Source organism: Roseomonas mucosa ATCC BAA-692, assembly GCF_000622225.1.
Lineage (GTDB): Bacteria > Pseudomonadota > Alphaproteobacteria > Acetobacterales > Acetobacteraceae > Roseomonas > Roseomonas mucosa.
This window is the reverse complement of record NZ_JHWD01000003.1, coordinates 180,089-204,329: the sequence shown is the minus strand read 5'-3', so window position 1 is coordinate 204,329 and position 24,241 is coordinate 180,089. Positions and strand designations below refer to the sequence as shown.

Here is a 24,241-nt window from a genome sequence, read left to right as displayed (position 1 = left end):
CCCACCGTCGCCTCCGCCCCTGATGCAGCGCGAGCGATGGGAACGCGACCGATGGGCGAAGCGCAGCGCTTCTTTCTGACCACCCCGATCTATTACGTGAACGACAAGCCGCATATCGGCCACGCCTATACGGGCATCGCCGCCGACGTGCTGGCACGCTGGAAGCGCATGGCCGGCTATGACGTGCTGTTCCTGACCGGCACCGACGAGCATGGGCAGAAAGTGGAGAAGGCGGCGCAGGCGGCGGGCGAGGACCCGCAGGCCTTCACCGACCGCGTTTCCCAGGCCTTCCGTGACCTGGCGAAGCTGGACGGTCTGTCCAACGACGACTTCATCCGCACCACGGAGGAGCGGCACAAGAAGGCCTGCGCCGCGCTGTGGCAGCGGCTGGTGGAGAAGGGCCAGATCTACCTGGGCCATTACGAGGGCTGGTACGCCGTCCGCGACGAGGCCTTCTACGGCCCCGACGAGATCGAGGAGCGCGATGGCCAGCGCTATGCCATCGCCTCCGGCGCCCCGGTCGAGTGGACGCAGGAGCCTTCCTACTTCTTCCGCCTGAGCGAATGGGGCGGGAAGCTGTTGGAATTCTACGAGGCCCATCCGGAATTCATCGCGCCGAACCCCCGCCGCAACGAGGTGTTGAGCTTCGTGAAGGCCGGGCTGCAGGACCTCTCGATCTCCCGCACCTCCTTCACCTGGGGCGTGCCGGTGCCGGGCGACGAGAAGCACGTCATGTATGTCTGGCTCGACGCACTCACCAACTACCTGACCGCCGCCGGCTATCCCGGCGAGGCACCCTGGTGGCCGGCCGATGTGCATTTCGTCGGCAAGGACATCCTGCGCTTCCACGCCATCTACTGGCCAGCCTTCCTGATGGCCGCCGACCTGCCGCCGCCGAAGCGCGTCTTCGCCCATGGCTGGTGGACCAATGAGGGCCGCAAGATCTCCAAGTCGCTGGGCAATGTCATCGACCCCGTGGCGCTGGTGGAGGAATTCGCCCTCGACCCCATGCGCTATTTCCTGCTGCGCGAAGTGCCCTTCGGCAATGATGGCGATTTCAGCCGGAAGGCCCTGATTTCCCGCCTGAACAATGAGTTGGCGAACGATCTTGGCAATCTGGCGCAACGCACCCTGTCGATGATCCAGCGGAACTGCGATGGCCGGCTGCCACCGCTGAGCCCGCCGACGGAGGATGACCGCGAACTGCTGGAGGCCATGGGCAGCCTGCCTGACTCGGTGGGCGAGGCGCTGGACCGCCAGGCCTTCCACGAGGCGCTGGAGCGGATCTGGGTGGTCGTGCGCCTGGGCAATGCCTGGATCGACGCGCAGAAGCCCTGGTCGCTGAAGAAGACCGATCCGGAGCGCATGGGTGCGGTGCTGCGCAACCTGCACACCACGCTGCGGATGCTGGCCACGGTACTGCTGCCCTTCATGCCGGACACAATGGGGGCGCTGCTGGACCAACTCGGCGTGGGCGAGGGGGAGCGGACGCTGTCCACCCTCAAGGCCCTGCCGGAAGGCACAGTGCTGCCGCCGCCCACGCCGCTGTTTCGCAAGATCGAGGTCGAGGCGTGAGCGAAACGATCACCGACAGCCACTGCCACCTCGACTACTTCGGCGAGGAGGAGGTCGAGGCGGTGGTCGGCCGCGCCCGCGAGGCAGGCGTGGGACGCATGATTACCATCGGCACCAAGATCGCCCAGGCGGAGGCGGTGAGGGGGCTGATCGAGCGCTTCCCCGATGTCTGGGGCACGGTCGGCGTGCATCCGTTGAGCATCCACGAGGTGCCGATGCCGGAGGAGGCCGAGATCGCCGCCGCCGCCGATCATCCGCGCGTCGTGGGCATCGGCGAGACCGGACTGGACTACCACTACGCGGCCGAACACGCATCGATCCAGGCAGAGAGCTTCCGGCGCCATATCCGCGTAGCCCGGCGCCTCGACCTGCCGGTCGTGGTGCATACGCGCGCGGCGGACGAGGACACGGCCCGCATCCTGCGCGAGGAGCGTGAGTCGGGCGGGGCTTTCGACGTGCTGCTGCACTGTTTCTCGTCCGGTCGCGCACTGGCGGAGGAGGTCGTGGCGGCTGGGGGCCATGTCTCCTTCTCCGGCATCCTGACCTTCCCGAAAAGTCAGGATATCAGGGATGTGGCGCGCGATCTTCCAGCGGATCGCCTGCTCGTGGAGACGGACTCGCCCTATCTCGCGCCGGCTCCTTTCCGCGGCAAGCGCTGCGAGCCGGCCTATGTCATGCACACGGCCCGGAAACTGGCCGAAGTCAGGGGGATGAGCCTCGAAGAGCTTGCCGCACTGACCACAGGAAACGTCAGAAGGCTTTTCAAGAAGATCGCCTAAGGAGCTGTTCTTGTTGAAAATTACCATCCTGGGCTGTGGCAGTTCCGGGGGCGTGCCGATTATCGGCGGCGCGGATGGGCGTGGCGACTGGGGAGCCTGCGACCCCGGCGAGCCGCGCAACCGCCGCAGCCGTTCCAGCATCCTGGTGCAGGCGCCGGATGGGCGGACCCTGCTGGTCGATGCCGGGCCCGACATGCGGACTCAGCTCCTGGCCGTGGGCTGCGCCTGGGTGGACGCGATCCTGCTGACTCACTCCCATGCCGACCATGTCATGGGGCTGGACGACGTCCGGCAGCTAAACCGGCTGATGGACCGGGCCCTGCCATGCTTCGGCACGGCGGCGACGCTGGAGGATGCGGCCCGGCGCTTCGACTATGCCTTCCGCGAGCCGACGCCGACCTTCTACCGCCCGGCGCTGGTGCCGGTGGAGATCGATGCGGGGCAGGAGATCGAGGCTGCGGGATTTCTGGTCCGGCTGTTCCGACAGGACCACAAGGTGATGGACACGCTGGGGCTGAGGATCGGCGATTTCGCCTATTCGACCGATGTGGTGGTGATGCCGGAGGAAAGCCTGGAGCAGCTCCACGGGCTCGATACCTGGGTGGTCGATTGCTTCGGTCGGCGGCCGCATCCGGTGCATGCGCATCTGGAACAGGTACTGCGGTGGGTTGAGCGGCTGCGTCCACGCCGCACGGTGCTGACGCATATGGGACCCGACCTGGACTGGGCCTGGATGCGCGCGAATCTGCCGGAAGGCATCGAGGCGGCCCATGACGGGCTGGTGCTGGAAAGCCGCTGAAGCATTCCCGGCTACGCAGCATTTTACATAATATATATTATCGAAACTAGATGGACAGGCCGATGAACCCCGCCAATCCACCCTCCCCAGCTCTGGACACCCCCGCCCGGGATGACGACGCCCGGGAAATCCGGCGCCTGCTGAACATCATGGCGCGGCTCCGGGCCCCGGATGGCTGCCCCTGGGACCAGGAGCAGGATTTCGACAGCATTGCGCCCTATACGATCGAGGAGGCCTATGAGGTCGCGGATGCCATTGCCCGCCGCGACTGGCCGGCGTTGCGCGACGAACTGGGCGACCTGCTGTTCCAGGCCGTCTACCACGCGCAGATGGCGGAGGAAGCCGGACATTTCCGCTTCGCCGACGTGGCGCGCTCGATCGGCGACAAGATGCTGGCGCGGCACCCGCATGTCTTCGGCTCGGCCGAAATCGCCGATGCCGCGGCCCAGACCGAGGCCTGGGAGGTCCGCAAATCCGCCGAACGGGCGAAGCGCGGCGAGACCGGAACGCTGGCCGGGGTGCCGGACGCCCTCCCCGCCCTGACTCGCGCCGCCAAGCTGACCCGCCGCGCCGGGCGGGTGGGCTTCGACTGGCCGGATGCGGAATCCGTGCTGGAGAAGCTGGCGGAGGAAACGGCGGAGCTCCGGGCCGAGCTGCCAGGCTCCGACCGTGCCCGGTTGGAGGACGAGATGGGCGACATGCTCTTCGTCCTCGCCAATCTCGCGCGGAAGCTGGACCTCGATCCGGAACAGTGCCTGCACCGGGCGAACGCCAAGTTCGAGCGCCGCTTCGGCGCCATCGAGGCCGCCCTGGCCCGCGAGGGCCGCGCGCCGCGCGACGCCTCGCTGGAAGAGATGGAGGCCCTCTGGCAGTCCGCCAAGGCGGCGGAGCGCCGAAGCTGATCTACCCGCCCAGCAGGCTGTCCCGCAGCTCCTGCCAGGAGTCACGGTCCGGCGCACAGATCAGGCCGCCGGCCCGCACCCGTGCCGCGTCATAGGGGCTGCCGTCGAACTGGGCGGAATGGCCCCCGGCCTCCCGGTGCAGCAGCCAGCCCGGAGCGTGGTCCCAGGGCATCAGCCGGTTGTAGAAGGTCGCGTGGATATGGCCGCTCGCCAGCAGCAGGTATTCATGCGCCGCGCAGCGGAAATGGAAGGTCGAGCCCAGCCCCGGCAGGCGGGTCACCACGCGCGAGCGTAGCGGCTCCGGCAGATAGGTCCAGGAGACCCCGGCCACCATGCGGCCGACCGGCACCGGCTCGGCCACCCGAAGGGCGCCGGTCCGGGTACCGTCCGCCGCCTCGTTCCAGGCGCCCTCACCGCGCAGTGCCACGGCGGTGTCGTCGCTTACCGGGTCATGGATCCAGGCGGCAATCACCTCGCCGCGCTGGAAGGCCGCCGCCATGGTGCCGAAGAGCGGCACGCCGGCGGCGAAATTCGCGGTGCCGTCCACCGGATCGACCACGAAGGCCAGTTCCGCATCCGCCAGCCGGTCCAGCAGCGCCGGCTCGGCGGCGGTCGCTTCCTCGCCCACCACCACGCAGCCCGGCAGCATGGCCTGAAGTCCGGCGGCGATATGGCGCTCGGCCGCCTCGTCCGCATCGGTCACCAGGTCGGTCGGGCCAGTCTTGATCCGTACCGCGCCCTCTGCCAGCCGGCGGAAGCGGGGCATGATCTCGCGCTGCGCGGCCTCGCGCAGCAACTGGGCGATGTCGGTCACCGCCCGGGCGTTGATGGTCATGGGTGTCAGGGTTCCTGGCGTGTCTCGAAACGTCCCAGATCGGCCTGGCTGAGCCGGACCCGCAGATGGATGGCATCCTCGCCATCCTCGCGGGCCAGGACCTCGCCATTCTGGTAGAGCCAGGCGACGGTGGCGCCGTCGGCCGGCTCCACCGCGACATCCGTGACCACCATGCCGGCGGAAAGCCGCTCGTCCAGCGCAAGGCGCAGCCGGTCCAGCCCTTCGCCGGTCAGGGCCGAGACGGCGATCGCCTCCCCTGCCCCACGCTCGGCCGCCTGGTCCAGCCCGCCGAGCAGGTCGGCCTTGTTCAGCACCTCCAGCATGCGGTTGGTCCATTCCGGGTCCAGTGCCGCGTCCGGCCCTTCGGCCATCTCGTTCAGCACCTCCAGCACGTCGGCGCGCTGGGCGGCCGAGTCAGGATGCGCCACGTCGCGCACATGCAGGATGACGTCGGCGGCGGCGACCTCCTCCAGCGTGGCGCGGAAGGCCTCCACGAGCTGGGTCGGCAGTTCCGAGATGAAGCCCACCGTGTCCGACAGGATCACCGTCCGCCCGCTGGGCAGACGGATCGCGCGCATGGTTGGGTCCAACGTCGCGAAGAGCTGGTCCTGCGCATAGACGCTGGCGCCGGTGAGCGCGTTGAACAGGGTGGATTTGCCGGCATTGGTGTAGCCGACCAGGGCCACCACCGGATGCGGCACCTTCTCGCGTGCCCGGCGGTGCAGGCCGCGGGTGCGGCGCACCTGCTCCAGTTCCTTCTTCAGCTTGACGATCCGTTCGCCGATCAGGCGGCGGTCGATCTCGATCTGCGACTCACCGGGGCCGCCAAGGAAGCCGAAGCCGCCCCGCTGCCGCTCCAGGTGGGTCCAGGACCGCACGAGCCGGGTGCGCTGGTATTCCAGATGCGCGAGTTCGACCTGCAGCGAGCCTTCCCGCGTACGGGCGCGCTCGCCGAAGATCTCCAGGATCAAGCCGGTCCGGTCGATGACCTTGCAGCCCCATGCGCGCTCCAGGTTGCGCTGCTGGACGGGCGTCAGCGCCGCGTCCACCACCACGACCTGGACATGGTGCTCCTTCACCGCCAGGGCGACGGATTCCACCTGCCCCTCTCCCAGCAGCGTGCTGGGGCGCCGGGTGCGCAGCGGAAGGGCCGCGCTGTGGACGATGGCGACGCCGATGGAGGCGGCAAGGCCCACCGCCTCGGCGAGACGCGCCTCGGCGGCACGGCTGGCCCCGGGGAAGTCCGGTCCGGTACGGGCGGGCTTCTCCCAGGGAAGGATGACGGCGGCGGGCGTCGGCCCGCCGCGCGTGTCAGTCAGAACTGCCGACAGGTTGCGGCTCCCGCTGCAGGGTCATGGTCGTCTCGCGCAGCGGGCGCTCGGGCGCCTGCTGACCCGACGAGGCGGCATCGAAGAGTTGGATCGGAGCACCCGGCATGACCGTGCTGATGGCGTGCTTGTAGACGAGCTGGGTATGCCCGTCGCGACGAAGCAGCACGGAAAAATTATCAAACCAGGTAATGATGCCCTGGAGCTTGACGCCGTTCACGAGGAACACCGTGACGGGGGTCTTGCTCTTGCGGACATGGTTCAGGAACACGTCCTGAACGTTCTGGGACTTCTCGGCGGCCATTGGCTCGGTCCTTCTTCTTGTGAGCGGAGCCGGTTTGCCCGGCCCTCTCCTGGAAACAGGGTGCGGCACCCCCGCACCCCAAGCGGTCGAGGTTCAGCCCAAGCGCGCCGCCAATGCAAGCCCCAGCAGGGCGGAACGCATCATTTCGGCGTCCGGGTAATCCCCGTCCCGCGTGATCGCCGCCAGCCCGCCGTCATGTTCGGCGAGGCCCAGCAGCACGCCCCGGCAGCCGGCGCGGCGCGCGGCCTCCATGTCCAGGGCGTTATCCCCCACATACCAGACATCCGGCCCCGGCAAAATGCCGCAGGCGGCACAGGCAAGGCGGATAGGCTCCGGCGAGGGCTTGTCGGCCACAGTGTCCCCTGCCCCGACCAGGGCGCGGAAATGGCCCGTCCAGCCCAGTTGCGCGGCCTCGGCCCGAAGCAGCGGCCCCTGCTTGTTGGAGACCACCGCCAGCGGGACATGCCGCGCGGCCTCGGCCAGCAGGGCGCCGGCACCGGGCATGGGCTCCAGCACCACGAGATGCCGCGCCCGGACCTCGGCATAGAAGATGTCCCGCGCCCGGGTCCATTCAGCGCCGAAGATCGCGGGAAAGGAATCCCGGAGCGACTTGCGGACATTGGCCCGCACCTCCTCCAGCGTCCATTGCGGCAGGCCGAAGGCCGAGAAGGCGGCGTTCAGCCCGGCCATGATGGCCGGCCAGCCATCGGCCAGGGTGTTGTCCCAGTCCCAGACGATGGCGCGCGGCAGCGTGTCCAGGGCGCTCACGCGGCGTTCGGGAGACCGCCCTTCACATGCCGGGCGAAGAGGTCGAAGAGCTGCCGCGCCACCGGCCCGGCCCTGCCGTCGCCCACCGGCCTGCCATCCACCTCGACCACCGGCTTCACGAAGGAGGTGGCGGAGGTGATGAAGGCCTCCCGCGCCCGGGCCAGGTCGTCCAGGGTGAAGCTGCCTTCCTCGAAGCGGATGCCGGCCGCCTGCATCTCGCCGATCAGCGCGCCGCGGGTGCAGCCGGGCAGGATGTGCTGGTCCAGGCGCCGGGTGCGGATGGCGCCGGCCTCGTCCACGATCCAGAAGCTGGTCGCGGCCCCCTCCATGACCTCCTTCGTGCCGGGGTCGAAGAGGATGGCCTCCGAGGCCCCCTGCTCCTTCGCCGCCTGCCGCGCCAGCACGTTGGGCAGCAGGTTCACGGTCTTGATGTCCGGTCGCGCCCAGCGCTCGTCCGGGGCGGTGATGGCCTTCAGGTTCCAGCCCTCGATGCTGGCCGGATAGGGCGGGATGCGCTTGACCGTCATCACCACCGCGGGTGGCACCGGCTTCTTCGGGAAGGCATGGTCGCGCGGCGCCACGCCCCGCGTCACCTGCATGTAGACCAGCCCCTCGGCGATCCGGTTCCGCCGCACCAGCTCCCGCAGCACGGAGCGCAGGGCCGCCAGGGACATCGGCATCGGGATGCGGATCTCGCGCAGGCTGCGTTCCAGCCGGGCGAGGTGGCGGTCCTCGTCGATGAAGCGGCCCTTGTAGATATGGACGACCTCGTAGATCCCGTCCCCGAACTGGTAGCCCCGGTCCTCCACGTTCACGCTGGCCTGGCGCTGCGGAACGTACTGGCCGTTCACATAGGCAATACGCGACATCCTCTGTCCCCGGGGGCTTTCCCTCCGGGGTCTCCCATCAGGCCCGCAACCCGGGCAAAAAAGACTGAAGGCCCGGTCAGGGGCCCGTTTCAGGCCCCCACGCTGGCATTGGCGCGCTCGTCGGCGCTCACGCCCAGGAACTTCAGCTTCCGGTGCAGCGCGCTGCGCTCCATGCCGACGAAATTCGCTGTGCGGCTGATATTGCCGCAGAAGCGCAACAGCTGCGCCTCCAGATACTGCCGCTCGAAGAGCTCGCGCGCTTCGCGCAGCGGCAGGGTCATGATCTCGCTGGAACGATCCAGCTTCAGCATGGCCGGGGCGGCGGAGCCGATCTCGGGCGGCAGCATCTCCGGCCGGATACTCTCGCCCGCTCCGCCCGGCGCCATGATCAGCAGCCAGTCCACGATGTTGCGTAGCTGGCGGACATTGCCCGGCCAGTCATAGGCCTGCATCGCCGCCATGGCGTCCTCGCTGATCTCGCGCGGCGGGATGCCGGCGGCCTCGGCGGAACGGGCCATCAGGGAGCGCGCCAGCACCGGCACGTCCTCCCGCCGCTCGCGCAGCGGCGGCACCCGCAGCGGCACCACGGCGAGGCGGTAGAACAGGTCCTCCCGGAAGCGCCCGGCAGCGATCTCGGCGGCGAGGTCCCGGTTGGTGGTGGCGAGCACGCGCACATCCACCTTCACCCGGGTCGAGCCGCCGACGCGCTCGAAGCCCTGCTCCTGCAGCGCCCGGACGATCTTGCCCTGGGTCTCCAGCGGCATGTCCGCGACCTCGTCGAGCAGGAGCGTGCCGCCATGGGCACGCTCCAGCACGCCGGCGCGGCGCGGCTGGGTGGCCGGGTCCGTCCCGCCCTCGACACCGAACAGCTCCTCCTCGAAGCGGGCCGGGTTCAGCGTGGCGCAGTTCAGCGCCACGAAGGGCTCGGCGGCGCGCTTGGAGCGGGCGTGGATCATCCGCGCCGCGACCTCCTTGCCGGAGCCGGCCGGGCCGGTGATCAGCGCCCGCGACCCGGTCGGCGCCAGGCGCTCGATGGCCTGGCGAAGCTGGGCGATGGCGGAGGAAACGCCCGCGAGCTCCGTTTCCGGCCCGCTGCGCAGGCGCAGCTCGCTGTTCTCCCGCTTCAGCCGCGCGGCCTCCAGGGCGCGCGAGGCCACGAGTAGCAGCCTATCCGATTGGAAAGGCTTCTCGATGAAGTCGTAGGCGCCCTGCTGGATCGCCTGGACCGCCGTCTCGATGGTGCCGTGCCCCGAGATCATCACCACCGGCACCTGTGGCTCCTCGCCATGGATGGCCTGGAGGATGCCCAACCCGTCGAGGCGCGAACCCTGCAGCCAGATGTCCAGGATCACGAGGTTCGGCCGGCGCTGCCGGAAGGAGGCCAGAGCCTCGTCCGAATTGCGCGCCGAACGCGTCTCGTACCCTTCATCCTGCAGGATGCCCTCGATCAGGGAGCGGATGTCGGGCTCATCATCCACGATCAGGATGTCATGCGCCATGACGCAGGCTCTCCGTTTCCCTGGCAGTCTCACCTGGCACGGCATGACCCTCCCTCTTCTCGCCCGGTTTGTCTCCCGGGGGCGCGAAAGGCAGGAAGAGCGACGCCCGCGCCCCCGGACCGTCCCCACGGTCGCTCAGCGTCAGCCGGCCACCATGGTCCTCCATGATCTTCTTCACGATGGCAAGGCCCAGACCGGTGCCTTTCGCCTTGTGGGTCACGTACGGTTCCGTGAGCTGGTCCCTGTCTTCGCCGGTCGGCAAGCCTACACCGTTGTCCTCGACGATGAAGGCGGCTCCATCCTTCTCCACCGAGACGGTGAAGGCGATGCGCCCGCCGGCCTCTCCCTCCGGCCGCATCACGATCGCGTCGGCGGCGTTCTGCAGCAGGTTGATCAGCGCCTGGTTCAGCAGGCGCCGGTCGCAGGGCACCATGGGGCCATTCTCCGGGAAATGGGTCTCGTAGGCGATGGCCGGATGCGCATCCCGCTGCAGCACCATGGCCTCCCGCGCCAGCCGCGACAGGTCCTCGGGCCGGATCACCGGCTGCGGCATGCGGGCGAAGGCGGAAAACTCGTCCACCATGCGCCGCAGGTCGCCCACCTGCCGAACGATGGTGTCGGTGCAGGCCTGGAACGTCTCGGGATCGGAGGCGATCTCCTTCAGGTAGCGCCGCTTCAGCCGTTCCGCCGAAAGCTGGATCGGGGTCAGCGGGTTCTTGATCTCATGCGCGATGCGCCGCGCCACGTCGGCCCAGGCGGCCTTGCGCTGGGCCGAGAGCAGGGCCGTGATGTCGTCGAAGGTCAGGACGTAGCCCACCACCTGCCCAGCCTGCACCTCCGCGCCCATGCGGGCCAGCAGGGTGCGCCGCTCCGGGGCGGCGCCCAGCCGGATCTCGGCGGTCTGCTCCCGCTCCGGCGCGGCGGTGGCGGCGCGGACCAGGGGCGCGAATTCCGGCACCACCTCGGCCAGGGGCTGGCCGATGGCGGCCTCCATGTCCTTGCCCAGCAGGTCGGAGGCGGAACGGTTGGGCAGGTTCACCCGCCCCTCGGTATCCAGGCCCACCACCCCGGCGGAAACGCCCGAGAGCACCGTCTCGGTGAAGCGCCGGCGCTCGTCGATCTGGCGATAGGCCTCCATCAGCTCCGACCGCTGGGCCGCGAGCTGGTTGGTCATGCGGTTGAAGGCGCGGGAGAGGGAGGCGACCTCGTCGTTCTGCGGCCCCTCCTCCACCTTGACCGAGAGGTCGCCGCCCCTCACCCGCTCCGCCGCGTTGATCAGCCGTGCGATCGGCCGGGCGATCTGGTTGGCCAGGACCAGCCCGATCAGCACCGCCGCCATCAGCACCAGCAGCGCCGCGATGGCGAAGATCATGGCGAAGGTGATCTGCAGCCCGGACCGGTTGCGGTCGAGCTGGTCATAGGCCTGGAAGGCCCGCTCGGTGGCCCGCATGTGCTCCAGGACCCCGGAATCCACCGGCCGGCCGATCTGCAGGATCAGCCCCGGCGCGATGTCCAGCATCACCAGCGCCTGCACCCGCGGCTCGTCGGACTCGTTGGGCAGCACAACGACCTCGCCCGAGCGGGCCAGTTCGTAGGCCCAGCTTTCCAGCGGCGGCATGACCGTGGCAGTGGAAAGGCCGGCATGGGCGACCACGGTGCCCAGCACCGGCTCGTAGACGATGGCATCCGTCAGGCCGCGCATGGCGGTATGGGTGGCGAGCAGCCGCCCGAAGGCCTCCGGGTTGCTCTGGAGCAGCATGGAGGCGCGGTTGAGGTCGGCCGCCATGCCCAGCGCGTCCGCCCGGATGGCGTTGCGGTGCTCGTCCAGATAGGCGCGGGATGCGACGAGGCTGGCCTCCAGGGTCGAGCGCACGCGGTCGCTGAACCAGGCCTGGATGCCCAGGTTGAAGAAGACCGCCGCGAAGGTGCCCACCAGCAGCGCCGGCACCACCGCCACCACGCCGAACATCAGCACCAGCCGCACATGCAGGCGCGAGCCGGCGCTGCCAGAGCGGCGCTCCGCCCAGACCCGCACCAGCCGCCCGGCCAGCGAGGCGCCGAGCAGAAGCAGGAAGGCCGCGTTCACCAGCACCATGGCCGCGACCTGCCCGGGCCGGGTCGGGCCGAAGGGGCTGCCGTTGGACAGGAGGGTGAAGGTGCCGATCCCCAGCAGCAGTGCCCCGAGCGCCAGGCCAAGGGTCATCGCCCGGCCCAGGAGGAGGTCGGCCGCGCGCCGGGTGAGGCTGCGGGAAGCGGGGGCGGAGCTCATCGGGGGCAGTCTAGAGCAGTTCCCCGCCGCCCCCCAGAACCCGGCCGCCGCGTCAGACCCGCTTCTGCGGCTCGTACCGCCATGTCGTCAGGACAGGCCCCGGACCACGGGCAGTTCCAGCTCCCGGATCTTCTTGCGCAGCGTGTTCCGGTTCAGCCCCAGCATCGCCGCCGCCTTGATCTGGTTGCCCCGCGTCGCCGCCAGGGCCAGCCGGATCAGCGGCCGCTCGACCTCGGAGACCACGCGCTCGTAGAGGTCGCGCACCGGCATCCCGTCGCGATGCGCGCCGAGGAAGCTGTTCAGGTGGCGCTCCACCGCCTGCTCCAGCGTCTCCGGGCTGCGCGGCTCGCCGGGCAGGGCCGGGCTGCTTTCCGTCTCGGTGAGCTCCGCCGCCACCGCGTCGGCGCCGATCACCTCCTGCGGATAGAGCGCGGCGAGGCGGCGCATCAGGTTCTCCAACTCGCGCGCATTGCCGGGCCAGGAATGGTCCTTCAGCCGCTCCATCGCCTCCTCGTCCAGCGTCTTGCCGGGCAGGCCGGCGGCGCGGGCGCGCTCCAGGAAGTGGCGGGCGAGCAGCGGGATGTCCTCCAGCCGTTCGCGCAGCGGCGGCAGGCGGATGGGCACCACGTTCAGGCGGTAGAACAGGTCCTCGCGGAAGGTCCCGGCCCGGATCGCCTGGCGCAGGTCGCGATGGGTGGCGGCGATGATGCGGACATTCGCCTTGATCGGCTGGCGGCCACCGACGGTGGTGAACTCGCCCTCCTGCAGCACACGCAGCAGGCGGGTCTGGGCCTCGGGCGGCATGTCGCCGATCTCGTCGAGGAACAGCGTACCGCCCGCCGCCTGCTCGAAGCGCCCGACGCCGCGCGCCAGGGCGCCGGTGAAGGCGCCGCGCTCATGGCCGAACAGCTCCGCCTCGATCAGCTCGCGCGGGATGGCGGCCATGTTGATCGCCACGAAGGGGCCGGTGCGGCGCTTGCCATAGTCGTGCAGGGCGCGCGCCACCAGCTCCTTGCCGGTGCCGGACTCGCCGGTGATCATCACCGTCAGGTCGGTGGTCGTGAGCCGCGCGACCGTGCGGTAGATATCCTGCATCGCGGCGGAGCGGCCCACGATCGGCAGGCGCTCGCTCTCCCCTTCCTCCGGCGGAGCGACGGAGGGGACGGGGGTGGTGAGCGCGCGCCCCACCACCGAGAGCAGCTCCTTCAGGTCGAAGGGCTTGGGCAGATACTCGAAGGCGCCGCGCTGGGCCGCCTTCACCGCCGTGGTGAAGGTGGACTGGGCCGACATCACCAGCACGCGCATGTCGGGCCGTATCCGCTTGATCCGTGGCAGCAGGTCGAGCCCGTTCTCGTCGGGCATCACCACGTCGGTGATGACGAGGTCGCCCTCCCCGTCCTCCACCCAGCGCCAGAGCGTGGCGGCGGAGGAGGTGGCGCGGACATTGTAGCCGGCACGCCCCAGGGCCTGCGAAAGGACGGTGCGGATCGCCCGGTCGTCGTCGGCGATCAGGATGGTCTGCTCACTCACGGTGCGGCGGGGTCCTTGGCGGCGCGGGAAGACGGGGACCGGCTCTTGGCCCCAGCGGGAGACAGCGCGGGAGACAGTGCGGGAGAGAGGGTGGCGGGCGCGGCAGGCACCGCCGGCGGCATCGGCAGGGCGAGGCGGAAGATGGTGCGGCCCGGCCGGCTCTCGCAGGCGATCAGCCCGCCGGCATCGGCCACCAGCTTGGCCACGAGCGCCAGGCCGAGCCCCTGCCCGCCCCGCTTGGTGGTCACGAAGGGCTCGAAGAGATTGGCCCGGACCTCCTCCGGGATTCCCGGCCCGTTGTCGCGGACGCAGACCTCCAGCGGCAGGTGAACCCGCTCGTCGCTGCCGGGAATGGCGATGCGGACGCCGTGGCGATAGGCGGTGGAGAGCACGATCTCGCCCTCCACCGGGTCCACCGCCTCGGCGGCGTTCTTCACCAGGTTCAGCAGCACCTGCACCAGCAGGTCCCGGTTGCCCAGCACCGGCGGCAGGGAGGGGTCGTATTCCTCCACGATGCGCAGATGGGCGGCGAAGCCCGTTCCGGCCACGCGGCGGATATGGCCCAGCGCCTCGTGGATGTTCACCGGGCCCCGTTCCACCGGGCGCTCGCTGAACATGTCCATCCGCTCCACGAGGTCGCGGATGCGGTCCACCTCGTCCTGGATCAGCGTGCAGAGCTCGCGGTCGCCTTCCTCCGCCGACTGTTCCAGCAACTGGGCGGCGCCGCGGATGCCGGAAAGCGGGTTCTTCACCTCATGCGCCAGCATCGCCGCCATGGCCGAGGCGCCGCGCGCCGCGCCGCGGAAGTTGAGCTGCCGGTCGAGCTTCTGCGCCGTGGAGCCGTCCTGGAGCGTCAGCACCACCGCGCCGGGCAGTTCCGGCAGCGGCGCGCCATGGGCGGTCACGTCCGTCCTGTGCAGGCGGGGGCTTTCCAGGATCAGGTCGTGGTCGGAGACCGGCGCCTCCGCGATCCGTACCTGCCGGAGCAGCGAGAAGAGGCGGCTGTCCGGCGGCAGCAGGTCGTGCAGCGAGAGCTGCGCCAGCGAGACCGAGGACAGGTCGAAGAAGAGCTCCGCCGCCGGGTTGGCGAAATGGAAACGGTCCGCCTCGTCCAGCACCACGACCGGCATCGGGATCGCCGCCAGGACGGCGGCGCTTTCCGGCGGCAGCATGCTCTTTCCGGCCCGGGGCGTGACCCGGCGTATCAGGGCACTGACGGCTCCGCTCATGCGGCAATCGCCTCCGCGCGACCATGTTGGATGGTGACGCCGCTCTCGATCAGCGGCTCCCAGAAGCGCCGGATTTCTTCCAGCGCGGCCTCCACCGTGTCGGCGCGGTTCACGCGCCCCCGGAACTCGGCGCTGCCGGGCAGGCCGTAGGAGTACCAGGCGAGATGCTTGCGGGCGAGGCGCATGCCAGGGTCGCGGCCGTGATGGTCCAGCATCGCCTCGTAGTGCCGCAGCATGATGGCATAGCGTTCCGCCAGCGAAGGCTCCTCCGCCACCATGCTGCCCCCCGGGGCACCTTCCGGCAGCCCGCGCAGCCGGGCCGCGACCGCGCCCATGATCCAGGGCCGGCCATAGGCGCCGCGCCCGATCATCACGCCATCCGCGCCGGAGCGCCGCAGCGCCTCGGCCGCGTCGGCGGCGTTCAGGATGTCGCCATTGGCGATCACCGGGATGCCGGCTACCGCCTTCACCTGGGCGATGAAGTCCCAGTCGGCCTTGCCGGTGTAGAACATCTGACGGGTGCGCCCATGCACCGTGACCATGCGGATGCCGCTTTCCCGCGCGATCACCGCCAGGCGCGGCGCGTTCAGGCTGTTGTGGTCCCAGCCCATGCGCATCTTCAGCGTCACCGGCACGGAGACAGCGCGCGCCGTCGCCTCCAGGATCCGCGCCGCCGCGACCTCGTCACGCATCAGCGCCGAGCCGGCGGACTGGCCGAGGGCGACCTTCTTCACCGGGCAGCCGAAATTGATGTCCACGATGGCGGCACCATGGCCCACGGCGAGCCTCGCCGCCTCCGCCATCACCTGCGGATCGCAGCCGGCGAGCTGCACCGAGGCCGGGCCGCCGAAGCCGTCCACCTCGGCCATCTTCAGCGTCTGCCGGTTCTCCCGCACCATGGCCTGGCTGGCGATCATCTCGCTCACCACCATCGGCGTGCCGAGTTCGCGTGACAGGCGCCGGAAGGGCAGGTCCGTCACCCCCGACATGGGGGCGAGCAGCACCGGGCAATCGATCCTGACGCCACCCAGGTCTATCGGGCGCAACATACCGAAGCCGTTTCCCTCGGTCGCAGGGGAAACGGCCGGCGAGAAATCTTCTGAACCGTCCATGCGGGATGCCTATCCCTTGGGCAGGTAGATCGTCAAGCGCCGATCCGCGCGGCAGAATGCCTCTCGCTCCATGACAATCTGACGACCGATTAATCCCGTGGGCAAGGGATATCGGGAAACATTCCGACGTGTCACCCGACAAGGCAGCTCCCGGCAGCCTTCCCGCGCGGATGTCCGGCCTTCCGCCGGTCGCCCCTCCTGCCCCCCTGGGCGCCGCCATCCCGCGCGGCTAGTTTGCGCCGCCGGGGCGCCGCTGCCCTGGGATGCCGGTTCCGGGCCCGTGGCCCGATCCGGCAGGACCCTATTCTACGGGGAGTAAGCGAATGCGCGTCGTCGCGCTTCTGGTGGCCGCCGGTCGCGGCCAGCGCTTCGGCACCACGGAGCCCAAGCAGTTCCTTGCCCTGGCCGGCCGGCCGGTGCTGCGCCATGCCGCCGAGGCGCTGCTGGCGGACGGGCTGGTGGAGGCCGTGCTGCCCGTCTGCTCCGCCGGGGAAGAGGGGCGGGTGAGCACCCTGCTTGACGGCCTGCCCATCCTGCCCCCCGTGCAGGGCGGCATCGCGCGGCAGGACAGCGTGCGAGCCGGGCTGGAGGCCCTGGCGGCAAATCCGCCGGACGTGGTCCTGGTGCATGACGCCGCTCGCCCGGTGCTGCGGCCGGGCACGGTCCGCGCGGTGGTCGAGGCGCTGGAGCGGCATCACGGGGCGATCCCCGCCCTGCCGGTCAGCGACACGCTGAAGCTGTGCGGCGAGGGCGTCATCGCCGGCACCGTGCCGCGCGACAACCTGTTCCGGGCGCAGACGCCGCAGGGCTTCCGTTTCGCCACGCTGCTGGAGGCCCACCGGAACGGGCCGGTCGGCGCCACGGACGACGCCGCCCTGCTGGAAGCGGCCGGACACTCGGTGGCCCTGGTGCCGGGGTCGGAGGAGAATGTGAAAGTGACCTATCCCAGCGACCTGGAGCGGCTGGAGGCTGCCCGCCGCGGCGCCCTGCTGCCGCGTGTCGGCACGGGCTATGACGTCCATCGGATGGTGGCCGGCCGGCCGATGATCCTGTGCGGCGTCCGGATCGAGCACGAGATGGGGCTGGACGGGCATTCGGACGCGGATGTCGGCATCCACGCCCTTTGCGACGCGATCTACGGCGCCATGGCGGAAGGCGATATCGGCCGGCATTTCCCGCCCTCCGAGGCGCAGTGGAAGGATGCGGACAGCGCCCGCTTCCTGCGCCACGCGGCCGGGCTGGTGCGGGAGCGCGGCGGGCTGATCGCCAATGCCGATGTCACCCTGATCTGCGAGCGCCCCAAGATCACCCCCCACGCCCCCGCCATGCGCGCCCGCCTGGCGGAGCTGATGGGCATCCCCCTCGGCCGCGTCTCGGTGAAGGCCACCACCTCCGAGCGCCTGGGCTTCACCGGCCGTGGCGAGGGCATCGCCGCCCAGGCGGCGGTCTCGGTCCTGTTGCCGGACTGATCCTCCGGCACGGCCATCCCGGTCAGGGAAGGTCGCGCAGGGTGATGGCGCAGAGCTCGCGGATCTCCGCCCGCACGGGTCCCGCGCGGGGCGGGTCCCGCAGGGTGGTGAACCAGTGTTCCGGCGGCTCCCGCCCGGCGGCGCGGAACCAGGACAGGCCGCGCAGCACCGCCTCGGCTGCCGGCGGCAGACGCGCGGGGATGGGCAGGTCGTTCAGCGTGGCCCAGACCCCCGCCCAGCAGCGCCCGACAGACCACGGGTTATAACCTCCGCCGCCGGTGACGATGAGGCGCGGCGACAGGCCCCGCAGCGCCCGCGCCACCGCGAAATGGCTGTTGTTGGACAGCGCCAGCCGGGACAGCGGGTCTTCCTCCAGCGCGTCGGAGCCGCATTGCAACACGATCGCCTGCGGCCGCAGGTGGCGCGTGATGGGCAGGATGGCGTTGCGGAGCACCCAATCCATCTCGCTGTCGTTGAAGCCCTCCGGCACCGGGATGTTGCGGGCATGGCCGCCCGCCCGGTCCTCGGCTTTGCCGGTACGGGGCCAGCGGTTGGCCTCGTGAACCGACAGGGTGAAGACGCGCGGATCGTCGTGGAAGGCGAGTTCCACGCCATCACCGTGATGCGCGTCGATATCGACGTAGAGCACGCGCTCCAGCCCGGCATCCACCAGGGCGAAGATCCCCAGCGCCACGTCGTTGACGTAGCAGAAGCCGCTGGCCCGGTCGGGCATGGCGTGGTGGGTGCCGGCGCCCGGCACATGCGCGATGCCGCCATGGCGCACCAGCCGGGCGGCCAGGATTGCACCCCCCGCCCCCGTCGCCGGGCGGCGGAAGACCTCACGGTAGATGGGATTGCCATGGGCGCCCAGGTGGTGCCGCTCGCGCACCGCCTCGTCCGCTGCCTGCTCGGCCTCGGCTCTTCGCAGGGCGGCGATGTAGTCCGGCGTGTGGAAGCGGGCCAGTTGCTCCGGCGTGGCCATCGGGCTGTCGCGATAACGTTCCGGGACGAGCCAGCCCAGAGTGCGGATCAGGTCCAGGGCGGTGGAGACGCGGGCGATGGCCAGCGGGTGTTTCCCGCCATAGGTGGAGTGGCGATAGATCTCCGACCCGATCAGGAGCGGGGTCAGGAGCGCGGAGGGCTGCCGGGGGGCGTCGGGGTCGGACTCTTGCTGCATCGCCCTGGCTTGTCGGCGGGCCACCCGCCCTGTCGAGGGGTGGGGCGGTGGTCCTTTCGCCATGTCAAGGGAATGACCGTGACATGTCAACCGGCGGACTGGCGCGCCCTGAGGGACTCGAACCCCCAACCAACCGGGTAGAAGCCGGTTGCTCTGTCCAGTTGAGCTAAGGGCGCCGCGCGATGCCGCCTGGCCGGATTCTGCTCTAGCCCAGGATCACCGGGGCGAGAAGCGACCAGCGGCGATCAGTGGGTCCAGTTCTGCTTGCGACCCCAGCGGAAATTGTCCGCATAGGACTTGGGCTTCATGGCCGGGACCTGACGCCGGGCCTCGACATCGTAGTCGATGCCGTTCGCCCGGGCATAATCCTCGGCCTCCTCCAGCGTATCGAAATGGAGGACGACCTGCTGCTCCGTATCGGCGGAGCCGGTCCAGCCCATCAGCGGATCGATTCGCTTCGGCTGGTCGGACACGTGCCGCAGGACCCAGCCCTGGGTGCGGGCTTGGCCGGACTGCATCGCGCTTTTCGGGGGACTGTAGATGCGCGCCTTGCTCATCGCCGTACCTTCTGAAGCCTGTGGCGTATTCCAGGAAACCTTGCCGGTATCGGGGCGGCGGGACTCGAACCCACGACCTCCTGTACCCAAAACAGGCGCGCTACCAGGCTGCGCCACGCCCCGTGCCGGAAAGGTTTGTGCGCGGAACCTATGGGCAGGCGGGCCCGGACGCAAGGCACCCCGGCGGCTTTGCCGCAGGGTGTGTGGGGCGGGACGTCAGGGGCCGATGCGCTCCAGCCCGCCCATCCAGGGGCGCAGCACCTCCGGCACCAGCACGGAGCCGTCCTCCTGCTGGTGCGTCTCCATCACCGCAATCAGCGCGCGGCCTACCGCGACGCCGGAACCGTTCATGGTGTGGACGAAGGCCGGCTGGGCCTTCTTCCCGCCGGGCTCGTCCTTCGGACGGTAGCGGGCGTTCATCCGCCGGGCCTGGAAGTCCAGCATGTTGGAGCAGGAGGAGATCTCCCGCCACGCCCCCTGCCCCGGCAGCCAGACCTCCAGGTCATAGGTCTTGCTGGAGGCGAAGCCGGTGTCGCCGGCGCAAAGCACGATCCGCCGCCAGACCAGCCCCAGCTCGCTCAGAACGCGCTCGGCGCAGCGGGTCATCCGCTCGTGCTCGTCGGCCGAATCCTCGGGCCGGGTGATGGAGACCATCTCGGCCTTCATGAACTGGTGCTGCCGCAGCATGCCGCGCGTGTCGCGCCCGGCCGAGCCCGCCTCGGAGCGGAAGCAGTAGCTCAACGCCGTGTAGCGCTGCGGCAGCACGGCATCGGGCAGGATCTCGCCGGCGGCGAGATTGGTGAGCGGCACCTCGGCGGTCGGGATCAGCCAGCGGCCGTCGGTGGTGCGGAACAGGTCCTCGGCGAATTTCGGAAGCTGCGCCGTGCCGAAGACCGCCTCGTCGTTCACCAGCAGCGGGACGGAGACCTCCTCGTAGCCATGCTCGGCATGGAGGTTCACCATCCAGTTGCCAAGCGCCCGCTCCAGCCGCGCCAGCGCCCCGCGCAGCACGGTGAAGCGCGCACCGGACAGCTTCGCAGCGGCGGCGAAGTCCATCAGCCCCATCGCCTCGCCCAGCTCGAAATGCTGCTTGGGCTGGAAGGGGAAGTTGGGCGCCGCCCCGTGCTGGTGCAGCACGATGTTGCTGCTCTCGTCCGCGCCCTCGGGCACGTCGTCGGCCAGCAGGGCGGGCAGCTCCGCCAGCGCATCGCGCAGCGCCGCCTCGGCCCGGGACAGGGCCTCGCCGGACACGCGCTCGCCGGCGGCCAGCTCGTCGATCAGGGCCTGCGCCTCGTCGTGCCGGCCGGCGGCCTTCAGCACGCCGACCTCGCGGCTCTTGCGGTTGCGGGCGGCCCGGGCCTCCTCCACCGCCGTGGTGGCGGTGCGGCGTTCGGTGTCCAGCGCCAGCAGACGCTCCGCGGCCGGCGGCAGGCCACGGCGGGCCATGCCGGTATCGAAAGCCGCCGGGTTGGCGCGGATCGCGCGGATATCGTGCATCGGTCAGGTCTTCGTCTTGTCGGCCGGGGTCTTCTTCGGGCGGTTCATCCAGGTCGCCGCGATGATCGACAGCTCGTAGAGCAGCAGCAGCGGCACGGCGAGGCCCACCTGGCTGATCACGTCCGGCGGCGTCAGCACCGCGGCGGCGATGAACATGCCGACGATGGCATAGCGGCGCCCCTTCTTGAGCTGGTCCACCGTCAGGATGCCGACCCGGGTCATCAGCGTCAGTGCCACCGGTAGCTGGAAGGCCGCACCGAAGGCCAGGATCATGTGCATGACGAGCGAGAGGTACTCGCTCACCTTGGCCTCGAGCTGCACCGGCAGGCCGCCCCCGGCACCGCTCGGCGTCTCGAAGGAGATGAAGAAGCGCCAGGCGAGCGGGAAGATGAAGTAGTAGGCTAGCGCCGCGCCCATCACGAAAAGGATCGGCGAGGCGATCAGGAAGGGCATCACCGCCCGCTTCTCGGAGCGGTAGAGGCCGGGCGCGATGAACAGCCAGAGCTGCGTGGCCCAGACCGGGAAGGAGATGAACACCGCCCCGAAGAAGGCCACCCGCAGATAGGTGAAGAAGGCCTCGTAGAGCGCGGTGAAGATCATCCGCCGCTCGCCCGCGCCCTGCTGCTGCAGGATGTCGGCCAGGGGCCGCGCCAGAAAGCCGTAGATCTGCGTGGAGAAGTAGTAGCAGATCGCGAAGGCGATGAAGAAGGCCCCGAAGGACCAGAGCAGACGGGTGCGGAGTTCGAGCAGATGCTCGATCAACGGCATCGGCTTGTCGTTGATCGTATCGTCCGGATCGCGGGGCACAGGCGGTCTTTTTCAGGCTTTGTGGATGTTGGCCGGCTCGCTGGCCGGCAGGGTCTGGGCTTCCGCGGTCCGGGCCGGCGTCGCGGCGGGTGCCGCTGCGTCGCGGACCGGCGTCGTCGCCTCAGGAATGGGCAGCTCACCGGGTAGCCCGGCGGTTGGCCCAGGCTGCGGGCGGGCGGAGGCCGGGACCAGGTTCAGCGGCTCGGTCGGGATCACCCCGGCGGGACCGGCGGGCGACGCGGCCTCCTGCACCGGGGAGGTGGAGGGGGGCGCATCGGCGGCCCGGGCCGGGTCGGGGTCCGCCGCCACGGCGGTCGCGTCCGTGCCGGCGCCCTGGGGCGTCGCCTCTCCCACCGGGGCGGCCTGGACGGCCGGCGCGGCATCGGCGGAGGGGGTCACGGGCTGAGCGCGGAAGGGATCGTCGTTGAAGGCGGAGCGGAGCGAGCCGTCCTTGTCCACGGTGCGCTGGATCTCGCCCTTGATGTCGAAGTTCCGGATATCGCGGATCTGGTCGCGCACATCCTCCAGCTTCGCCTCGCGCACCACCTCGTCCAGATGGCCCTGCAGCTCGCCCGCCATGCGGCGCAGCTTGCCGATGCCCTTGGCCACGGTGCGGATGGTGTCCGGAAGGTCCTTCGGGCCGATCACGACGATCGCCACCACGACGATGACCGCGATCTCGGACCAGGCGAGGTCGAACATGTGCTTCGCTCAAGCCCTATAGAGGTCGTGTCCCGGAGGCCGCCGGGTTCGGAAAAGGCGCTGTCCCCGTTAGCAGGAACGCCCGGGCACGCCAATGCGCCCGCCTCCTATCTGGACCGGCGGCAGGCCGAGCGAAACCCCCCTGCCCCCTTTCTCCGGCCCCCGGCGGATGAAGCCGCGTTCAGGAATCCACCGCTTCCGCCTGCTCCTCCCGCGCCTCGATCAGCACCACCGGCGCGTCGCGGGCGACGAGGTCCTCCTGCCGGGGCAGCTCGGCCAGGGAGCGCAGGTTGAAATGCTCCAGGAAGCGCGGCGTGGTGCCCCAGAGCACCGGGCGGCCGGGGCTTTCCTTGCGCCCGCGCGGGGCGACCAGCCCGGCCTCCAGCAGCGCCTCCAGTGAGGTCTGGGAGACCGAGGCGCCACGCAGCTCCTCGATCTCGGCCCGTGTCACCGGCTGGCGCCAGGCGATGGCCGCCAGCACCTCCATGGCGGCACGGGGCAGGCGCTTCGGCACCTCCACCACCCGGGTCAGAAGCGGCGCCAGGTCGGGCGCGGTGCGGAAGCTCCAGCCGCCGCCCGCCTCCACCAGTTCCACGCCCCGCCCGGCATAGCGGTCGCGCAGCGTCTGCAGGATGGCAGCGGGGTCGAGCGAATCCCGCTCGTCGCCGCCGATACCCAGGGCCTGGGCCAGCCGGACGGCCGTCACGGGCCGGTCGGCGGCGAAGATCAGTGCCTCGGCGATGCGCAGCGCGGCCTCAGGCAGCATCGGCGGTGTCCTCCTCGCTCATGCGGGCGGCGCGCAGCAGGATCGGGCCGAAGGCCGCCTCCTGCCGCAACTCCAGCCCGCCATGCTTCGCCAGTTCCAGCCCGGCGATCAGCGTGCTGGCGATGGCGGCGCGGCGTTCCACAGGGTCGGGCGCCAGCCCTTCCGGCAGGAAGCGCTCCAGCTCCCCCCAGTCCGGTCCGGCGGCGCCGATCAGCCGTTCCAGGCGGCTCAGCGCCTCGCCCACCGTCCAGAGCCTGCGGGGCTTCGGGACATAGGGCCGACGCGACTCGGCGCGGCGGATGGCGGTGGCCCAGGCATGCAGCAGGCCGGGCAGGTCGGCCTCCAGCTCCCCGTCCCGCCGCTGCACCAGGGATTCGGGCTGGCCGCGCCCGAAGAAGTCACGCCCCAGCATGGGCTGCCCATCCAGCCAGGCGGCCCCCGCGCGCAGCATCTCCAGCCCCTGGAGCCGGTCGGTGAGCGAGACCGTGGCGGCCTCGGCATCCTCGTCCGGCTCGGGGTCGGGCAGCAGCAGGCGCGACTTCAGCCAGGCGAGCCAGGCGGCCATCACCAGCCAGTCGGCGGCCAGTTCCAGCCGCACCCGGCGGGCGCCTTCGATCACCGCGAGGTACTGGTCCACCAGGGCCAGGATATCGAGCCTCGCCAGATCGACCTTCTGCGCCCGCGCCAGTTCCAGCAGCAGGTCGAGAGGGCCTTCGTAGCCCTCCAGCCGCAGCAGCAGGGCCTGGGGCTGTGGCGTGACGACGCTCACAGCCCGTAGCCCGCCGCGCGCATGACGACGTTGAAGGCCGGGCCGACGGCGTAGCGCATCAGCCAGCCCATCGGGTCCCAGGCCGAGGAAAGCTGCGGCAGGATGAACAGCACCAGCACCACCAGCAGAAGGCCCAGCCGGTCCAGCCGCAGGAAGGGCACGCCCAGCCGGGGCGGCAGCAGCCCCCCCAGGATGCGGCCGCCATCCATGGGTGGGATCGGTATCAGGTTGAACAGGCCCAGCAGCAGGTTGGACAGGATCATCAGCGAGAGCAGGCGGTAGACCCAGGCGGAGAGTTCCGGCGGCAGCGTCACGGCATCCACCACATGGCCGGACAGCGCGGCCAGGAAGGCCAGGGCCATGTTGATCGCGGGACCGGCCGCCGCGACGGCCACCATGCCGAAGCGAGGGTTGCGCAGGCGGAACTGGTTCACCGGCACCGGCTTGGCCCAGCCGAACATGACCTGCACCGTGCCGATGGTCAGAAGCTGGGAGATGACCAGGAAGCCGGGCACCAGCACCGTACCCACCGGGTCCACATGCCGGATCGGGTTCAGGCTGAGCCGCCCCGCACGCTGCGCCGTGTCGTCGCCGAGCCAGAGCGCGGCATAGCCATGCGCCGCCTCGTGCAGGGTGATCGCCAGGATGGCGGCGATCGCCGCCGCCAGGAGTTCCGGAAGCCATTCGGGCATGACGGGG

General features: G+C 70.3%; 23 protein-coding genes and 2 tRNA genes. 5 read left to right on the top strand and 20 right to left on the bottom strand.

The features are described 5' to 3' along the window. Positions 1-51: 51 nt before the first annotated feature. The 4 genes from metG to mazG all read left to right on the top strand — a co-directional run bounded on the left by metG (position 52) and on the right by mazG (position 4,055). Positions 52-1,575 (top strand): methionine--tRNA ligase, encoded by a 1,524-nt coding sequence (metG, locus tag BT98_RS0105785; RefSeq protein ID WP_019459839.1) that lies wholly within the window; start codon positions 52-54, stop codon positions 1,573-1,575. Beyond that, positions 1,572-2,354 carry a TatD family hydrolase gene (locus tag BT98_RS0105780; RefSeq protein ID WP_019459840.1) on the top strand — a complete coding sequence of 261 codons (783 nt, stop codon included), beginning with the start codon at positions 1,572-1,574 and terminating at the stop codon, positions 2,352-2,354. Before metG ends, BT98_RS0105780 begins: the two co-directional genes overlap by 4 nt. A 13-nt stretch (positions 2,355-2,367) precedes the next feature. Further along, the gene (locus BT98_RS0105775; RefSeq protein ID WP_026032982.1) at positions 2,368-3,153 is read left to right on the top strand and encodes an MBL fold metallo-hydrolase; all 786 of its coding nucleotides are present in this window, start codon (positions 2,368-2,370) and stop codon (positions 3,151-3,153) included. A 62-nt stretch (positions 3,154-3,215) separates the two neighbouring features. After that, on the top strand, positions 3,216-4,055 hold the full coding sequence (gene mazG, locus BT98_RS0105770) for a nucleoside triphosphate pyrophosphohydrolase (RefSeq protein WP_019459842.1): 840 nt from the start codon (positions 3,216-3,218) through the stop codon (positions 4,053-4,055). A 1-nt stretch (position 4,056) separates the two neighbouring features. Here mazG and BT98_RS0105765 read toward each other — a convergent pair whose 3' ends face one another. The 10 genes from BT98_RS0105765 to dusB all read right to left on the bottom strand — a co-directional run bounded on the left by BT98_RS0105765 (position 4,057) and on the right by dusB (position 15,735). Next, positions 4,057-4,890 carry an inositol monophosphatase family protein gene (locus BT98_RS0105765; RefSeq protein WP_019459843.1) on the bottom strand — a complete coding sequence of 278 codons (834 nt, stop codon included), beginning with the start codon at positions 4,888-4,890 and terminating at the stop codon, positions 4,057-4,059. Positions 4,891-4,895: 5 nt separating this feature from the next. After that, a complete protein-coding gene (gene hflX / locus BT98_RS0105760) occupies positions 4,896-6,209 on the bottom strand; it encodes a GTPase HflX (protein WP_026032984.1) in 1,314 nt (437 codons plus the stop codon). After that, complete coding sequence (gene hfq, locus BT98_RS0105755; protein ID WP_019459845.1) at positions 6,202-6,522, bottom strand: RNA chaperone Hfq; 321 nt, start codon at positions 6,520-6,522, stop codon at positions 6,202-6,204. Before hfq ends, hflX begins: the two co-directional genes overlap by 8 nt. Before the next feature lie 93 nt (positions 6,523-6,615). Beyond that, positions 6,616-7,290: an HAD family hydrolase gene (locus BT98_RS0105750; protein ID WP_019459846.1), complete on the bottom strand. Its 675-nt coding sequence runs from the start codon at positions 7,288-7,290 to the stop codon at positions 6,616-6,618. Next, entirely contained in the window at positions 7,287-8,159 is an 873-nt protein-coding gene (locus tag BT98_RS0105745) for a D-amino-acid transaminase (RefSeq protein ID WP_019459847.1), read from the bottom strand. Before BT98_RS0105745 ends, BT98_RS0105750 begins: the two co-directional genes overlap by 4 nt. 89 nt (positions 8,160-8,248) lie before the next feature. Next, positions 8,249-9,658 (bottom strand): nitrogen assimilation response regulator NtrX, encoded by a 1,410-nt coding sequence (gene ntrX, locus BT98_RS0105740; RefSeq protein WP_019459848.1) that lies wholly within the window; start codon positions 9,656-9,658, stop codon positions 8,249-8,251. Beyond that, positions 9,648-11,927 carry a sensor histidine kinase NtrY-like gene (locus BT98_RS23410; RefSeq protein WP_019459849.1) on the bottom strand — a complete coding sequence of 760 codons (2,280 nt, stop codon included), beginning with the start codon at positions 11,925-11,927 and terminating at the stop codon, positions 9,648-9,650. Before BT98_RS23410 ends, ntrX begins: the two co-directional genes overlap by 11 nt. 87 nt (positions 11,928-12,014) lie before the next feature. Then, positions 12,015-13,457 (bottom strand): nitrogen regulation protein NR(I), encoded by a 1,443-nt coding sequence (gene ntrC / locus BT98_RS0105730; RefSeq protein WP_019459850.1) that lies wholly within the window; start codon positions 13,455-13,457, stop codon positions 12,015-12,017. Next, positions 13,454-14,629: a two-component system sensor histidine kinase NtrB gene (locus tag BT98_RS23405; RefSeq protein WP_019459851.1), complete on the bottom strand. Its 1,176-nt coding sequence runs from the start codon at positions 14,627-14,629 to the stop codon at positions 13,454-13,456. The genes ntrC and BT98_RS23405 overlap by 4 nt, the downstream gene beginning before the upstream one ends. A 53-nt stretch (positions 14,630-14,682) precedes the next feature. Then, entirely contained in the window at positions 14,683-15,735 is a 1,053-nt protein-coding gene (gene dusB / locus BT98_RS23400; protein ID WP_051004733.1) for a tRNA dihydrouridine synthase DusB, read from the bottom strand. Positions 15,736-16,121: 386 nt separating this feature from the next. Here dusB and BT98_RS0105715 point away from each other — a divergent pair, with 386 nt between their 5' ends. Then, on the top strand, positions 16,122-17,267 hold the full coding sequence (locus BT98_RS0105715) for a bifunctional 2-C-methyl-D-erythritol 4-phosphate cytidylyltransferase/2-C-methyl-D-erythritol 2,4-cyclodiphosphate synthase (RefSeq protein WP_019459853.1): 1,146 nt from the start codon (positions 16,122-16,124) through the stop codon (positions 17,265-17,267). Positions 17,268-17,289: 22 nt separating this feature from the next. On the opposite strand, the gene BT98_RS0105710 is transcribed toward BT98_RS0105715, so the two are convergent. From BT98_RS0105710 to BT98_RS0105665, 10 genes are all read right to left on the bottom strand, one after another. Continuing rightward, on the bottom strand, positions 17,290-18,444 hold the full coding sequence (locus BT98_RS0105710; RefSeq protein WP_019459854.1) for an acetoin utilization protein AcuC: 1,155 nt from the start codon (positions 18,442-18,444) through the stop codon (positions 17,290-17,292). Positions 18,445-18,543: 99 nt separating this feature from the next. After that, a tRNA-Arg gene (locus tag BT98_RS0105705) sits at positions 18,544-18,620 on the bottom strand. Positions 18,621-18,689: 69 nt separating this feature from the next. Then, a complete protein-coding gene (locus BT98_RS0105700; RefSeq protein WP_019459855.1) occupies positions 18,690-19,001 on the bottom strand; it encodes an ETC complex I subunit in 312 nt (103 codons plus the stop codon). A 49-nt stretch (positions 19,002-19,050) separates the two neighbouring features. Continuing rightward, positions 19,051-19,124: transfer RNA gene (locus BT98_RS0105695), tRNA-Pro, on the bottom strand. A 93-nt stretch (positions 19,125-19,217) separates the two neighbouring features. Beyond that, on the bottom strand, positions 19,218-20,498 hold the full coding sequence (gene serS, locus BT98_RS0105690) for a serine--tRNA ligase (RefSeq protein WP_019459856.1): 1,281 nt from the start codon (positions 20,496-20,498) through the stop codon (positions 19,218-19,220). A 3-nt stretch (positions 20,499-20,501) separates the two neighbouring features. Then, the gene (gene tatC / locus BT98_RS0105685) at positions 20,502-21,266 is read right to left on the bottom strand and encodes a twin-arginine translocase subunit TatC (protein WP_051004736.1); all 765 of its coding nucleotides are present in this window, start codon (positions 21,264-21,266) and stop codon (positions 20,502-20,504) included. 51 nt (positions 21,267-21,317) lie between these two features. Then, on the bottom strand, positions 21,318-22,007 hold the full coding sequence (tatB, locus tag BT98_RS27755; RefSeq protein WP_019459858.1) for a Sec-independent protein translocase protein TatB: 690 nt from the start codon (positions 22,005-22,007) through the stop codon (positions 21,318-21,320). Positions 22,008-22,188: 181 nt separating this feature from the next. Next, on the bottom strand, positions 22,189-22,773 hold the full coding sequence (gene scpB / locus BT98_RS23390) for an SMC-Scp complex subunit ScpB (protein ID WP_019459859.1): 585 nt from the start codon (positions 22,771-22,773) through the stop codon (positions 22,189-22,191). Beyond that, positions 22,763-23,542 (bottom strand): segregation and condensation protein A, encoded by a 780-nt coding sequence (locus tag BT98_RS0105670; protein ID WP_019459860.1) that lies wholly within the window; start codon positions 23,540-23,542, stop codon positions 22,763-22,765. The genes scpB and BT98_RS0105670 overlap by 11 nt, the downstream gene beginning before the upstream one ends. Next, complete coding sequence (locus BT98_RS0105665; protein ID WP_019459861.1) at positions 23,539-24,234, bottom strand: site-2 protease family protein; 696 nt, start codon at positions 24,232-24,234, stop codon at positions 23,539-23,541. The genes BT98_RS0105670 and BT98_RS0105665 overlap by 4 nt, the downstream gene beginning before the upstream one ends. Positions 24,235-24,241: the final 7 nt, after the last annotated feature.